Annotated in this window: 13 protein-coding genes, 1 tRNA gene and 1 pseudogene; 13 read left to right on the top strand and 2 right to left on the bottom strand. The window is 56.5% G+C overall.

Annotation, left to right across the window (positions count from 1 at the left end):
- The 4 genes and pseudogenes from Q668_RS17045 to Q668_RS17360 all read left to right on the top strand — a co-directional run.
- Nucleotides 1-454: hypothetical protein (locus Q668_RS17045; protein ID WP_227498254.1), on the top strand; the 454-nt coding region annotated here is incomplete at its 5' end.
- Complete coding sequence (locus Q668_RS01630) at nucleotides 455-1,591, top strand: ATP-binding protein (RefSeq protein ID WP_022987841.1); 1,137 nt, start codon at nucleotides 455-457, stop codon at nucleotides 1,589-1,591.
- A pseudogene (locus Q668_RS17715) lies at nucleotides 1,581-2,036 on the top strand (TniQ family protein); the annotation flags it as partial. The gene Q668_RS01630 and the pseudogene Q668_RS17715, both read left to right, overlap by 11 nt.
- A gap of 240 nt (nucleotides 2,037-2,276) precedes the next feature.
- Entirely contained in the window at nucleotides 2,277-3,008 is a 732-nt protein-coding gene (locus tag Q668_RS17360; RefSeq protein WP_022987840.1) for a hypothetical protein, read from the top strand.
- A gap of 327 nt (nucleotides 3,009-3,335) precedes the next feature.
- On the opposite strand, the gene Q668_RS01620 is transcribed toward Q668_RS17360, so the two are convergent.
- Nucleotides 3,336-3,422, bottom strand: a tRNA-Leu gene (locus Q668_RS01620).
- A gap of 253 nt (nucleotides 3,423-3,675) precedes the next feature.
- Here Q668_RS01620 and rnr point away from each other — a divergent pair.
- The 8 genes from rnr to alr all read left to right on the top strand — a co-directional run bounded on the left by rnr (nucleotide 3,676) and on the right by alr (nucleotide 11,790).
- On the top strand, nucleotides 3,676-6,129 hold the full coding sequence (rnr, locus tag Q668_RS01615) for a ribonuclease R (RefSeq protein WP_022987839.1): 2,454 nt from the start codon (nucleotides 3,676-3,678) through the stop codon (nucleotides 6,127-6,129).
- Between the two features lie 25 nt (nucleotides 6,130-6,154).
- Nucleotides 6,155-6,892 carry a 23S rRNA (guanosine(2251)-2'-O)-methyltransferase RlmB gene (gene rlmB / locus Q668_RS01610; protein WP_022987838.1) on the top strand — a complete coding sequence of 246 codons (738 nt, stop codon included), beginning with the start codon at nucleotides 6,155-6,157 and terminating at the stop codon, nucleotides 6,890-6,892.
- A 241-nt stretch (nucleotides 6,893-7,133) separates the two neighbouring features.
- Nucleotides 7,134-7,550 carry a 30S ribosomal protein S6 gene (gene rpsF, locus Q668_RS01605; RefSeq protein WP_022987837.1) on the top strand — a complete coding sequence of 139 codons (417 nt, stop codon included), beginning with the start codon at nucleotides 7,134-7,136 and terminating at the stop codon, nucleotides 7,548-7,550.
- 24 nt (nucleotides 7,551-7,574) lie between these two features.
- The gene (rpsR, locus tag Q668_RS01600) at nucleotides 7,575-7,805 is read left to right on the top strand and encodes a 30S ribosomal protein S18 (protein WP_008937282.1); all 231 of its coding nucleotides are present in this window, start codon (nucleotides 7,575-7,577) and stop codon (nucleotides 7,803-7,805) included.
- Between the two features lie 25 nt (nucleotides 7,806-7,830).
- Nucleotides 7,831-8,697, top strand: a complete 867-nt coding sequence (locus Q668_RS01595; RefSeq protein ID WP_022987836.1) for a hypothetical protein — start codon at nucleotides 7,831-7,833, stop codon at nucleotides 8,695-8,697.
- Between the two features lie 20 nt (nucleotides 8,698-8,717).
- A complete protein-coding gene (gene rplI / locus Q668_RS01590) occupies nucleotides 8,718-9,164 on the top strand; it encodes a 50S ribosomal protein L9 (RefSeq protein WP_022987835.1) in 447 nt (148 codons plus the stop codon).
- 146 nt (nucleotides 9,165-9,310) lie between these two features.
- On the top strand, nucleotides 9,311-10,717 hold the full coding sequence (gene dnaB / locus Q668_RS01585) for a replicative DNA helicase (protein ID WP_036218876.1): 1,407 nt from the start codon (nucleotides 9,311-9,313) through the stop codon (nucleotides 10,715-10,717).
- A complete protein-coding gene (gene alr, locus Q668_RS01580; RefSeq protein ID WP_022987833.1) occupies nucleotides 10,717-11,790 on the top strand; it encodes an alanine racemase in 1,074 nt (357 codons plus the stop codon). The genes dnaB and alr overlap by 1 nt, the downstream gene beginning before the upstream one ends.
- Here alr and Q668_RS01575 read toward each other — a convergent pair.
- On the bottom strand, nucleotides 11,765-12,121 hold the full coding sequence (locus tag Q668_RS01575; RefSeq protein ID WP_022987832.1) for a hypothetical protein: 357 nt from the start codon (nucleotides 12,119-12,121) through the stop codon (nucleotides 11,765-11,767). The genes alr and Q668_RS01575 overlap by 26 nt on opposite strands.
- A 156-nt stretch (nucleotides 12,122-12,277) precedes the next feature.
- Here Q668_RS01575 and Q668_RS01570 point away from each other — a divergent pair, with 156 nt between their 5' ends.
- Complete coding sequence (locus tag Q668_RS01570; protein WP_022987831.1) at nucleotides 12,278-13,171, top strand: sugar nucleotide-binding protein; 894 nt, start codon at nucleotides 12,278-12,280, stop codon at nucleotides 13,169-13,171.
- Nucleotides 13,172-13,194: the final 23 nt, after the last annotated feature.

Genomic DNA, 13,194 nt, shown 5'->3' with positions numbered 1-13,194 from the left:
TACTTTTGAACTCCTTAGTAGGTCGTTGGGTAGCCGGAAGGAGAAAGTGCCGGTTCGCTATGACCCTTTTGATATTGGCTATGTGTATGCCTTCGTTAAGGGCAGCTGGCTGAAATGTCAGGTTATTAGTCATTACGAGACGTTTCACGGAAGAACAGAGCGAGAACTTCATTGTCTGCTTGAGGAGCGCCGCAAGACATCAGCTAATGTAAACGCTTCAAGAAGCGTAACGATGCACCGAATTGCTAGCTGGTTCCATGATATTCATGAAACCGAGGACAGGCTTGAATCTGGACAGTTCGCAAAGGACCAAGAGCAGAAAATGACGATCGTCGACATCCCGCAACCAGTACATGAATCTATTTCAGTAACACCCTGTGAGGATCAATCAACATGCCCGGCGCGGCCGAAGTTTGAGGTCGATTTTTCAGCCCCTATCCCTGAGGATTTTTAAATGCGACACCCTCAAACGAAGGTTCCGGCAACTGTTTTTGAAGCGAGTGCAGAGGAGCGAAGCGCGTATTTCGCATCAGGTTTTGTCCTGCGGCATGACAGGTTGAACGGAGTGTTTCAAGAGGCAGTAACTGCGCTCAAAGAGCGAACGGGAAAACACATGGTCGTTGTCGCTGGGCCTACGGGGGTAGGCAAGACAACTCTCGCCAAGAGAGTTACCGACTATGTGTATCAAGACCTTGTTCCAGACTGGCATGAAGATCCTGCCTGTATTCCCTGTGTCTGCGTGGAGCTAAGAATGGACTCCCAAAGTGGTTTTGATTGGAAGGAGCTATACAGGCAGGTTCTCGTCGCACTCAATGAACCGCTAGTGGACCACAAATGCAATATAAGGACGACGACTGATTATCAGAAGAGCCAGGTAATGACGGGTGGTCATATCACGGTTAGTCGACTGAGAACCGAAATGGAGCAGGCTCTTAAAGAACGAAGGACACGAGTTTTGATCCTTGATGAGTTGCAACATCTTTTCAAACATGGCGGTGGGAAGGTTGAGCAGTACTACGATGTCCTCAAATCCATCTCCTCAAGAACAGACTGTGCAATCGTGGGGATTGGAACTTATGAGTTGTGCTTCATGATGGATTGGAGTGGGCAGATGAACCGGGTAACAGATTATCTGCAGTTTTCGCGGTATAACTTTGGCGTTCAAAGTGACCTGCAGTCTTTCTTCAACGCATATAGCGGCCTGCTTGCCCACGTCCCTATGGATCTAGATGAAGAGCTTTTAAGGCCAGACCTTGAGTATGTTTACATTCGCTGCTGTGGTTGCGTCGGTATTCTCAAGGACTGGATCTACCGGGCGATGAATCGTGCTGTAAATGATGGTGCGGACACTCTGGAAGTCAAACATCTTGAGGCTACAATGCATCCTCCTAAGGCCCTCCAAAGGATCATCGAGGAAATCAAAGAGGGTGAGGCGAGCTTTTATCAGCCCGATATCGATTCGCTCAAGAGTGAGTTCATTGGCAGCCGCGGTCCAACACCATCTGGCCAAGTTAAGGTGAAAAAAGCTGGAACTTCTTCTTCCCGTCCCGGTACTAGGAAGCCAGGGAGGGACCCGATCCATGCATCATGAGAGCTATATTAGGTCAGCAGCGCGTAGCTCGCTCCGGCCGATTGCTATCAGAGGGGATGGAGAAAGTATCGAGTCCCTTACGTCATACATTGGGCGTCTCGCGTGGCACCACTCTGTTAAGCCATCTTTGCTGGTGGGGAGTCTGATTGATCCAGGAAAGTCTCCTGGGTTTCTGAATCATGAGATAGCCACGAGCTTTAATTCTCTGACTCCCAAAACGACCACTATCATAGAGACTATTTCGACACAGGCAGGCCTTGCCCACCATTGGGTCGCGGCTATGACTTTTGTGCACCTTCATGATCAGATTGATCATAGCGCTCGCGGATTCATCAGGAAGAACAAGCAGTGGTGCCCCGTTTGCTATCATGACGATTGTTCGAATGGAGCGCAGTATGATCGGCTCGCTTGGAGCCTACAAGGCGTCTCGCATTGTGTGAAGCATCGATGCAAACTCAGAGATTATTGCCAGCATTGCCTTAAAGCTCAGCCCTACCTCTCTACCAAATGTGAGGTGGGGTTCTGTCATCACTGTGAGCAATCACTATCGGAGAGCGTTCTATCGAAGCGAGATGACGCCGACTGCAAAGAAAGTGAAATTTATTCTTCCCTTGTACGGGGAGTTGTCGATCAGACTCAAGTTGAAACGGAAAGTCTCGAGTCCATATTGCGGAAAATCGCCTATATGTTCTCGGCTGAAGGAATCCCGCGATTCGCTGAGTTCCTGAAAATGGACAGGCATTGTGTCGAACGCTGGATGACGGGAGAAACAAAGCCAGCTTTAAAAAGTGTTCAGCGCGTTTTCGGGAAGCTGAAAGTGCCCTGGGCAGATGTTCTGATGAAGCGGGTCAGCGCATCTGAAATAATCGAATCAAACAAACGGAGTCGGTCGAAGGTTCAGTGGGCTAGGAGAGAGCCGGACTCAGAAAGAGGATTGCGAGTCGTTGACGGAGAAATACTCTATGACGATCAGCCCTGCGTAAGGAAAGTCAGGAGCGCCGCTGCGATTGAACGGATTGATCGCTATCTCGATCAAATCATCTCTGGCAAAGTAAAGCCTTATTCTCGCGCAAAAATCGCTGCTACGCTGGGCGTTTCTTCTGGTTACCTTGAGTCCATGTTTGGCGGGAAGGTAAAGGTGATCTCGGAGATCTACAAGAAGTACTTAGATGACTTGAGCGTATCAAGAGTTGAACTCCTGAAGGCTGAAATTTATGTGTCACTCCAAATGGTCTATGAGGACGGAGAGGCGCCTAGCTGGAGTAACGTCGGTGCCTACCTCTCGGAGGATTTGCACAAACGGTTTTCGATGGCGGAAATGGCACGAGTTCGAACGGAGGCGATTCCAGATGTGTTCTCTGGCAGATACCAAGAGAGTGTCCAGAAGGTAAAGAGGAAGAAGGGGTTGGTGCAGTGAGGATTTTGGAGGCGCGTTTCTACGGATTTCTCTGCAGATAAAAGCTTGAGCTTATAAGGTGGGGTGTGATGAACTTTTGGGTTCAGTCCGTGAACTATAAAATTTCCTCAGTTGTTGATAATTGAGGGTTGCAGGTGTCGAGCCCATAACCTTTCCGTAACGGAATAAGTTCTGTAAGTCGATGAATCTGATAGGCATTCGATGCGCTGCGAGCGATGAGATAGTAGTTCGTAGTCAGACGGATGAAGTTGTTTGAGAACAATAAAGCTTCAAATAAGGAAAGGTTACGGTTCAGATGACAATCTTGCCATTTCCTGGGGGAGGAAATGGTGCCGAGGAGAGGACTTGAACCTCCACGGGGTTGCCCCCACTAGCACCTGAAGCTAGCGTGTCTACCAATTTCACCACCTCGGCAGGTGATTTGCAGATTCGCTGTTAGTTTGTTGAAAACTTAGCGTTTCTGCCAGCCCGGTGAGGTGTTCCCCTCAACCGATGGCGCGTACTTTAATGATTCCGTTCGGGGCTGTCAAACATTTTTTCAAAAAAAGTTTTCGCCGTATTTGTGCCTATTAATTGTCCCCTGGTTAGGCAGGTTCGACATACCAACGTTATACTGCAGGGATAATGAATTCCGCCGCAGTATCGCGGCCAGATAGCAAGGATCCGAATGGTTTCCAGGAAGAAAGAACACAAAGACCCTCACGCCAGTCGCGAGGCTCAGAAATACGAAAACCCCATCCAGAGCCGGGAGTTTATTCTCCAGCACCTGAAAGAGCGGGGGGCACCGGCCACCCATGAGACTCTGTGCCAGGAGCTTGAGCAAACTTCCGAGGAAGGTATAGAAGCCCTTCGCCGCCGGCTGATTGCCATGTGCCGCGACGGGCAGCTGATTTGTAACCGCCGGGATGCGTTCCTGCCTATAGAAGAAGCAGACCTGGTAACCGGCCGGGTGGTCGGGCATCGGGACGGCTTCGGTTTCCTGATTCCTGATGATGGCGGTTCCGACCTGTTTCTCACCGCGCGCCAGATGCGCCAGGTGTTTCACGGTGACCGTGTAGCTGCGCGGGTTGACCAGGTGGATGACCGTGGTCGCCGGGAAGGCAAGATTGTTGAAGTGCTCGAGCACCGTACCGAACAGATCGTTGGCCGCTTCTTCAAGGAAAGCGGTATTACCTTCGTGGTGCCCGAGAATGCCCGTATCAACCAGGAAATCCTGGTTCCGGACGAGCACGTAGGCAAGGCGGTGCATGGTCAGTATGTAGTCGTACAGATTCTGCGTCAGCCGACAATCCGTACCCAGCCGACAGGGCAGGTTGTCGAAATCCTGGGTGAGCACATGGCGCCCGGGATGGAAATTGATGTAGCCATCCGTTCCTACGAGATTCCCCACAGCTGGCCGTCCGCCGTGGGTGAGCAGGCAGCAGCGATTCCTGCCGAAGTGGCAGAGAAGGACAAAGCCAACCGGGTGGATATCCGCAATATGCGGCTGGTGACCATCGACGACGAAAGCGCCCGGGATTTCGATGACGCCATCTATTGCGAGCCGCGCCCCCGTGGCGGCTACCGCCTGGTAGTGGCGATTGCCGACGTATCCCACTATGTGCGTCCGGGTTCCCCGCTCGACGAAGAAGCCATTCAGCGTGGCAACTCGGTGTACTTCCCGGATCATGTCGTGCCCATGCTGCCGGAGAAGCTCTCCAATGGCCTGTGCTCCCTGAATCCGGGCGTGGATCGCCTGTGTATGGTGGCGGATATGACCATCAGTGCCGCTGGTAATATCAGTGGTTACACCTTCTACCAGGCGGTGATGCGCAGCCATGCCCGGCTGACCTACAACAAGGTCAGTGCCATGCTGGAGCATCCGGATACCGAGCAGGGCTACAAGCTCAGCAGCCATTACGCTGATTTGTTGCCGCACCTGCATAACCTGTATGAACTGTACAAGCTGCTGCGCCGTGCCCGCACCGAGCGGGGCGCCATCGATTTCGAAACCACCGAAACCAAGATTGTGTTCGATCCCGAGCGCAAGATTGAGGAAATCGTTCCGGTGCACAGGAACGATGCCCACAAGATTGTGGAAGAGTGCATGCTTTGCGCCAACGTGGCGACGGCGCGGTTCCTGAAAAAACACAAGATGCCGGCGCTTTACCGGGTACACGATGGCCCGTCGGAAGAGCGTCTGGGTAACCTGCGCCTGTTCCTGGGCGAGCTGGGTTTGCAGCTGGGTGGTGGTGACAAGCCCACCTCCGGTGATTACCAGCAGTTGCTGGAGCAGGTGGCGGATCGCCCGGATGCCAACGTCATCCAGATGGTGATGCTGCGTTCCCTGAGCCAGGCGGTCTACAGCCCGGAAGAAGCGGGCCACTTCGGCCTGGGCTTCCCCAGCTATACCCACTTTACGTCGCCGATTCGCCGCTACCCGGATTTGATTGTGCATCGGGCTATCAAGTCCCGCATCCATAATCCGGAAGTGACCAAGGATGTGGTGTCACCCAAGGTGGCGGATCCGCAGCTGGCAGAGTACCCCTACGACCTCGCCAAAATGGAACAGCTCGGTGAGCATTGTTCCATGACCGAGCGCCGGGCCGATGACGCCACCCGGGATGTGATGGCGTGGCTGAAGTGCGAATTCCTGCGTGACCACGTGGGCGAGGAGTACAACGGTGTGATTGCCGCCGTGGTGCCTTTCGGTTTCTTTGTGGAACTGTCTGATATCTACATTGAAGGCCTGGTGCACGTTTCCACCCTCAGTGGTGACTACTTCCACCACGATGCCGCCAAGCATCGCCTGATCGGCGAGCGCACGGCAGTCAGCTTCCGCCTGGGTGATGAGGTGCGTGTGAAGGTGGTGCGGGTCGACCTGGAAGATCGCAAGATTGACCTGGAGCTGGTCAGCACCCCGAAGAAGCGCACGGCAGACCGCGATGCCCTGGATATGTCCAAGCGTGAGTCCCGTGGTCGGGGCGATCGTGCAGGCAAGGGTGGTAAAGGCGGTAAGCGTACCGGCAAGCCGGCCAGTGCCAAGGAAAAGCTGGCGGCTGAAGCGGCCAGGGACGCAGCGCGCAAAGGTGGCAAGGGCAAATCTCCGGCGGCAGGCAAGAAGCGCAAGCCCCGCAAGTAACCAGTTACACAGGAATTGATCGTTAGTGTCTCAGGAATATGTATTTGGCTGGCACGCCGTGGATGCGGTGCTGAAGCGGGAGCCGGAACGGCTTCGGCAGGTATGGATCCAGACCGGACGGCAGGACAAGCGCGTAAAATCGGTGACCGATGCCCTGGATGGCCTGGGTGTGCGCTGGAAAGTAGTGCACCGCCGGGAGCTGGATGAACGCGTGTCCGGCGTCCACCAGGGTATTGTGGCGGCCGTGGCGGAAAGCCGTGAATGGACGGAAGATGACCTGCTGGCCCAGCTGTCCAATAGCGACAAGCCGCCGTTTTTGCTGGTCCTTGATGGCGTAACCGATCCGCACAATCTCGGTGCCTGCATGCGCACCGCAGATGCGGTTGGTGTCCAGGCCGTTATTGTGCCCAAGGACAAGTCCGCCTCGCTCACACCGGTGGCCCGTAAAGTGGCCTGCGGTGCGGCAGAAACCGTGCCCTTTGTACGGGTCACCAACCTGGCCCGCTTCCTGCGGGAGCTGAAGGACCTGGGGGTGTGGCTGATCGGCACCGCCGGTGAAGCCGATGCCGGCCTGTACCAGGCTGATTTCAAGGGGCCGGTCGCGCTGGTGATGGGGGCTGAAGGCAAGGGCATGCGCCGGCTGACCCGGGAACACTGCGACCAGCTTATCAATATCCCCATGCAGGGCCATGTCGACAGCCTGAACGTGTCGGTGGCTACCGGCGTTTGCCTGTATGAGGCCCTGCGCCAGCGACTCGGTTAATCCTTGCACTGCAGGCCCCTTGGGCCTAGAATACGTGACCCCTTTTTTAAGGGGCGGTTTTGTATTGCCTGTATTCCGGGCTGCAAAACGCCGCTTTTGATCTGGCCTTACCCGTAAGTGCCTAGTTGATAAAGCAAAAAAGAAGCCGGCAGCTTTGCTGTCACCTCCTTGCTTTCACGCTGGGTCGCGGTCCGGAAGGATCGCCGAAAGAAGAAAGCTGTTTAACCCGTAGGGAGAACTCATGCGTCACTACGAAATCGTTTTCATGGTACATCCGGATCAGAGCGAGCAGGTGCCCGCGATGATCGAGCGTTATACCAGCGTCATCACTGAAGATGGCGGTAAGGTACATCGCCTGGAAGATTGGGGCCGTCGTCACCTGGCTTACCCGATCAACAAGATTCACAAGGCTCACTACGTGCTGATGAACGTTGAATGTTCACAGGCCGCTATGGACGAGCTGACTCATAACTTCCGGTTCAACGATGCCATCATCCGTGACCTGATTCTGCGTCGCGACGAGGCTGTTACCGACATGTCTCCGATGAAAGCCGCTGAGTCCCGCGAGGACCGTCGTTCCGGCGGAGACGATCGTCCGCGTCGTTCAGCTGATTCTGACGACCGTCAGAGCAGCGCATCCCAGGACGAAGAAGAGTAATTAACCGGAGTTAGGAGTTACGTTATGGCTCGTTTTTTCAGACGTCGTAAGTTCTGTCGTTTCACGGCAGAAGGTGTTAAAGAGATCGATTACAAAGATCTGGACACCCTGAAAGGCTACATCACTGAAACCGGCAAAATCGTGCCCAGCCGCATCACCGGCACCAAAGCACGTTATCAGCGTCAGCTGGCTACCGCTATCAAGCGTGCCCGCTACCTGGCACTGCTGCCGTATACGGACAGCCACGATCACTAAGCACAGATAGACAGGACCCGGGACCATGCGTGCACTGGCACAGTATGTAATGCGCGGTCCCATGCAGGCCGGCGGGGTTGCGGCAGTTGCGACTGCATTACCCTTGCTGTTCTGGATTGGCGCAGCAGTTATCGGCCTGGTCATTTTACGACTGGGCATCCGGCAGGGGCTGAACATCGGTCTCTGGGCAGTACTACCCGCACTGGGTTGGGCCACCTTCGGGCAGGATCCGACCGCGTTGGTGGTGCTGTTGCAGGTGATGCTGATGGCGTCGATTCTCAGAACATCGCTGTCCTGGGAGAGAGCGCTGCTGTCGGGCGCCTTTCTGATGATACTGACAGGGCTGATGATGCCCTTGATGTATCCGGCACTGCTGGACGAACTGGTCCAGGCCGGTGTCGGGTTTTACGAGCAATACAACGCCGAGGTGGCGCGGTCACTGGGCAGCGAACTTGAGCTGATCATCCGCAACACCATGAACGCCAGTATGGCGGGCACCTATTTCGCCACGGCCATTGGTATGACAATGCTGGCGAGGGCATGGCAGGCGGGGCTGTATAACCCCGGAGGTTTCCGCAAGGAATTCCATGCCCTGAGGTTGTCGCCGGCCATTGCGGTTGTGTGCGCTGTCACCATGGTGATAGGCCCGCTACTGGGGCTCAATTCCATGCTGCTGGCATGGGCTGCGGGAACACCGCTGTTCATCGCTTCGCTGGCACTGGTGCACGGGTTTGTTGGTCGTAAACAGTGGGGCGGGCAGGCATTGGTAGCATTCTACGTGCTACTGGTTCTGCTGGGTCCGAGTCTGATGATGCTTTTGTTGGTTCTGGCTTTTGTGGATAGCTGGCTGGATATCCGGGGGCGAATAAAACCCGCCGGGCCGGCTGAATAAAGCACGAAGAGGTTAACGAGATGGAAGTTATTCTGCTCGAGAAAGTAGCAAACCTTGGCTCCCTGGGTGACAAGGTAAAGGTTAAGGCCGGTTACGGTCGTAATTTCCTGCTGCCGTATGGCAAGGCTGTTCCTGCCACGGCTGCAAACGTACAGGCGTTCGAAGAGCGTCGTGCCGAGCTGGAAAAAGCTGCCGCTGAGAAGCTGGCCGCTGCCCAGGCCCGTGCCGAGGCTCTGGAAGGTGCGTCCTTCACCATCAGCTCCAAGGCTGGTGAAGAAGGCAAGCTGTTCGGTTCTATCGGTGTTCGTGACATCGCAGAAGCTGTTTCTGCCGGTGGCACTGAAGTCGAGAAGAGCGAAGTTCGTCTGCCAGAAGGTCCGCTCCGGACTGTCGGCGAGTTCGACATCGAACTGCAGCTGCACACTGATGTTGAAGTTACTATCAAGCTGGCGGTTGTTGCCGAGTAATCGGTAGCCGCTACAGGTAGCTTCAAAGGAGCTGAAACCCCGGGTTTCAGTTTCCCCAGACGGGCCCGAACCGGAGACGGTTTCGGGCCCGTTGCTTTCTGGTATTCTTGTACTCCCGTATTCCCATTTCAATGTTGTCGGTATTTATGGCCAATCCCACTCTGAAACCTGCGTCGATGGATCCCGAAACCAGCCGGATCAAGGTTCCCCCTCATTCGGTCGAGGCAGAACAGGCTGTTCTCGGTGGTTTGATGCTGGATAACCGCCGTTTTGACGAAATCTCCGAAGTTATTTCTGCCTCCGACTTTTACCGGCAGGATCATCGGCTGATCTTCGGTGCGGTGGAACGGCTGGCCAGCGAAAGCGAGCCGCTGGATGTGGTTACCCTGGCCGAGTTCCTGGAGCGGGCCGGCGACATTGAAGATGCCGGCGGCTTGTCGTACCTGGCCGAGCTGGCCGAGAAAACCCCGGGCGCGGCAAATATTCGCGCCTACGCTGACATTGTCCGCGAGCGTTCGATCCTGAGGAAACTGGTGGAAGTTTCCGGCCAGATTTCCGACTCGGCCTTTAACCCGCAGGGTCGCAAAAGCAGCGAGATTCTGGACGAAGCCGAGCGCAGCGTGTTCCAGATTGCAGAATCCCGCAGCAAGGAGGGCTCTGGTCCCAAGGCCATCAACCCGATCCTGGCCACCACCCTGAGCCGTATTGAAGAGCTGTTCGAATCCGGCGAGCAGACCACCGGCCTGACCACCGGTTTCCGGGACCTGGACGACCAGACCTCCGGAATGCAGCCGGCAGACCTGATTATCGTGGCGGGGCGGCCCTCGATGGGTAAGACCACCTTCGCCATGAACATTGTTGAAAACGCACTGATCAGCACCGGCACCCCCATCCTGGTGTTCAGTATGGAAATGCCCGCCGATGCACTGGCCATGCGTATGCTGTCTTCACTGGGCCGGATCGACCAGACCAAGGTACGAAGCGGCAAGCTGGAAGAAGACGACTGGCCGCGGTTGACCTCGGCGGTCAGCCTGCTGAAAGACAAGCCCCTGTACATAGATGACACCCCGGGCCTGAGCCCCACGGAAATGCGTTCCCGTGCGCGCCGTATTGCCCGGGAAAACGGCGGCAAGATCGGCCTGATCATGGTCGACTACCTGCAGCTGATGCGGGTGCCCGGTAACACCGAGGGCCGTACCGCCGAGATCTCGGAAATCTCCCGCTCCCTGAAGGGCATTGCCAAGGAGCTGAGCTGCCCGGTGGTTGCACTGTCGCAGCTGAACCGGAGCCTGGAGCAGCGGCCCAACAAGCGCCCGGTGAACTCGGACTTGCGGGAATCCGGTGCGATCGAGCAGGACGCCGACGTCATTATGTTTGTATACCGGGACGAGGTGTACAACGAAGACACCCAGGATAAAGGCATTGCCGAGATCATCATCGGTAAGCAGCGGAACGGCCCCATCGGCACCATTCGCCTGGCGTTTATCGGCAAGTACACCAAGTTTGAGGACCTCGCCCACGGGGATTACGGTGACTACGGTGGTGATTACTGATGCCACGCCCCACCGTTGCCCGTATCGACCTTGAGGCGATCAGGTTCAACTATCGACTGGCTCAGCAGAAGGCTGGCAACGCCCGGGCCATGGCTGTGGTCAAGGCCGACGGTTATGGCCATGGCATCCAGGCGGTGGCCGGTGCCCTGGACGGGCTGGCCGGGAAATACGCCGTAGCTTGCCTTGAAGAAGCGGAAGCCGTCCGTGAGGCGGGCCTGCAGCAACCTGTGGTGTTGTTGCAGGGCGTGCACGAAGCGAGAGACCTGGCCAGTTGTGCAGCCATGGACTTCGAGCCGGTGTTGCACTGCCGGCAGCAGCTGGACTGGCTGTCTGAAGCCTCGGTGCCGAGCTTCTGGCTGAAGGTAAATACCGGTATGAACCGGCTGGGTTTCCGGCCCCGGGAGTTACCGGAGGTAGTGGCCGGCCTGGAGTCCATGGGCGCCCGAACCCGGTTACAGGGCTTTGTCACCCACTTTTCCTGTGCGGATGACCTGGCCAGTGATTTCACCGGCCAGCAAACCCGCAGCTTTGAAGCGGCGGTCGCGCCCTGGCCGGATCTGATGCGCAGTGTCGGTAACTCGGCGGCCCATTTCCGGCCCAACCAACCCCTCTACGAATGGAGCCGGCCCGGCATTATGCTGTACGGTGCCTCACCGATGATTGGCAAAACCGGGCTGGAGCTCGGGCTGAAGCCGGTGATGACTCTGGAAGCACCGCTGATAACCACCCGTACCGTGCGTGCCGGCGAAGCCATCGGCTATGGTTGCAGCTGGGTAGCCGACCGGGACACCCGCATGGGTATGGTGGCGATCGGCTATGGCGACGGCTATCCGCGCCATGCCGGCACCGGTACGCCGGCGGCCATCAATGGCCAGCGCATTCGGCTGTTGGGCCGGGTATCCATGGATATGCTGGCGGTGGACCTGGGCAATGCGCCACAGGCCCGGGAGGGGGACAGGGTGGAACTGTGGGGCCCCACCGTCAGCGTTGACGAAGTGGCGGACTGTGCCGGCACCATCGGCTATGAGTTACTGACCGGGGTTTCTGCTAGGGTGCCTCGGGTTCATGAATGATTTCCTCGATGAAATCGAGGATGGCGGCCAGGCTGCGGTCGTCCAGTTTTTTCAGAACCTTGTGAATCACCATCTTGCTGCCTTTGAGCATGCTGCTGATGCCCATTCTGGCCATGCCCATCATCATGCTGCCGGCTTTCAGGCGGCGCAGCGGTTCGATGAAGAAAAAGTCCAGCCCGGCTTCGGTCAGTTCGTTGATCAGGTCGTACAGTTGTTCGATGGCCTGCTTGTCGGCCTTGCCGCGGCTTTTCAGCTCGCTTACCGTGTACAGCGCGCGGGTGCGGAGTTCATCGGGAATCGGGGCAACAATATGGCTCTGTTGTTTCAGCATAGAGTGTCCTGTTGTTGTATGCTCGCAAGTGGGACTTTAATTAACACCGGCGTTCCAGGTTGCAGGAATAGTGCAGCAACCGTCCGCTACGGCCATTGGCCTGAGTGGTTCCTTACAGCCGTCATATCAGTGATATTCCGGAGGCGTTGATTCCCTGTGCATGTACTTGTTGTTCACGACTACGGCCCCCTGGGAAAAGTGCTTCTGGAGCGCTTGCGTAAAACCCATCTGCGGGTGAGCCCGCTGCTGGTCAGCGATCCGGCCAATGCCGACCTGAAAGCGCTGGAAAGCTGGATTCCGGAAGATGCAGACCTGATTGTGAATGCGCTCTGGCTGGCAGACCCGGAGAAAGCCGAGGCCAACCGGGAAGCAGCCCACGATGCGGCCTTTTCGTTGCCCTTGTGCCTGGCGGAACATGCCCGGGACAAAGGCATGGCGTTGCTGCAGTTGTCGTCGTGCTATGTCTTTGACGGTCGCAAGCAGGGCGCCTACCTGGCGTCTAACCCGGGCCAGCCGATCAACGAGCTGGGGCGCTGGCAATGGGAGTGCGAGCAGGCGCTGCGCACCTTGTTGCCGCGGCATATCCTGCTGCGTGCCGGCTGGTGCCTGGGGCGTTTCATTCGTAAGCTTTACCACAGTACCGGGCACTCAGACACCCTGTCGCTGCCTGGCCGCTGTCAGGGCCAGCCGGTGGCGGTGCAGGATCTTGCCCGGGTAATAACGGCTATCGTGCTGCAGATAGACTGTGGTGCGGAAGTCTGGGGCACATACCAGTACGCCGGCTCCGAGGAGATTGACCTGTACGAACTGGGCCTGGCCATTGCTGGTATGCCGGGTATTCCTGAAGGCATTCACGTGGTGGACGGGGTGCCGGAGTGGGGCCACCTGGAGCCGGTGAACACCACCATGGTGTGTACCAAGATCAAGCATACCTTCGGTATCAAGCAGCTGCCCTGGCGTACATGGCTTAACGAGGAGGTTGCGATGATCAAGGAGCCGGAGGGCAAAGAGGAAAAGCCGGAACAGAAAGCCGAGCCGACGGGTTTGTAACCCGCCGGCCCTTGATTAAGATA

This window comes from Marinobacter sp. ES-1, from assembly GCF_000475255.1.
Taxonomy (GTDB): Bacteria; Pseudomonadota; Gammaproteobacteria; order Pseudomonadales; family Oleiphilaceae; genus Marinobacter; species Marinobacter vinifirmus.
This window is presented reverse-complemented; position numbering and strand designations above follow the sequence as displayed.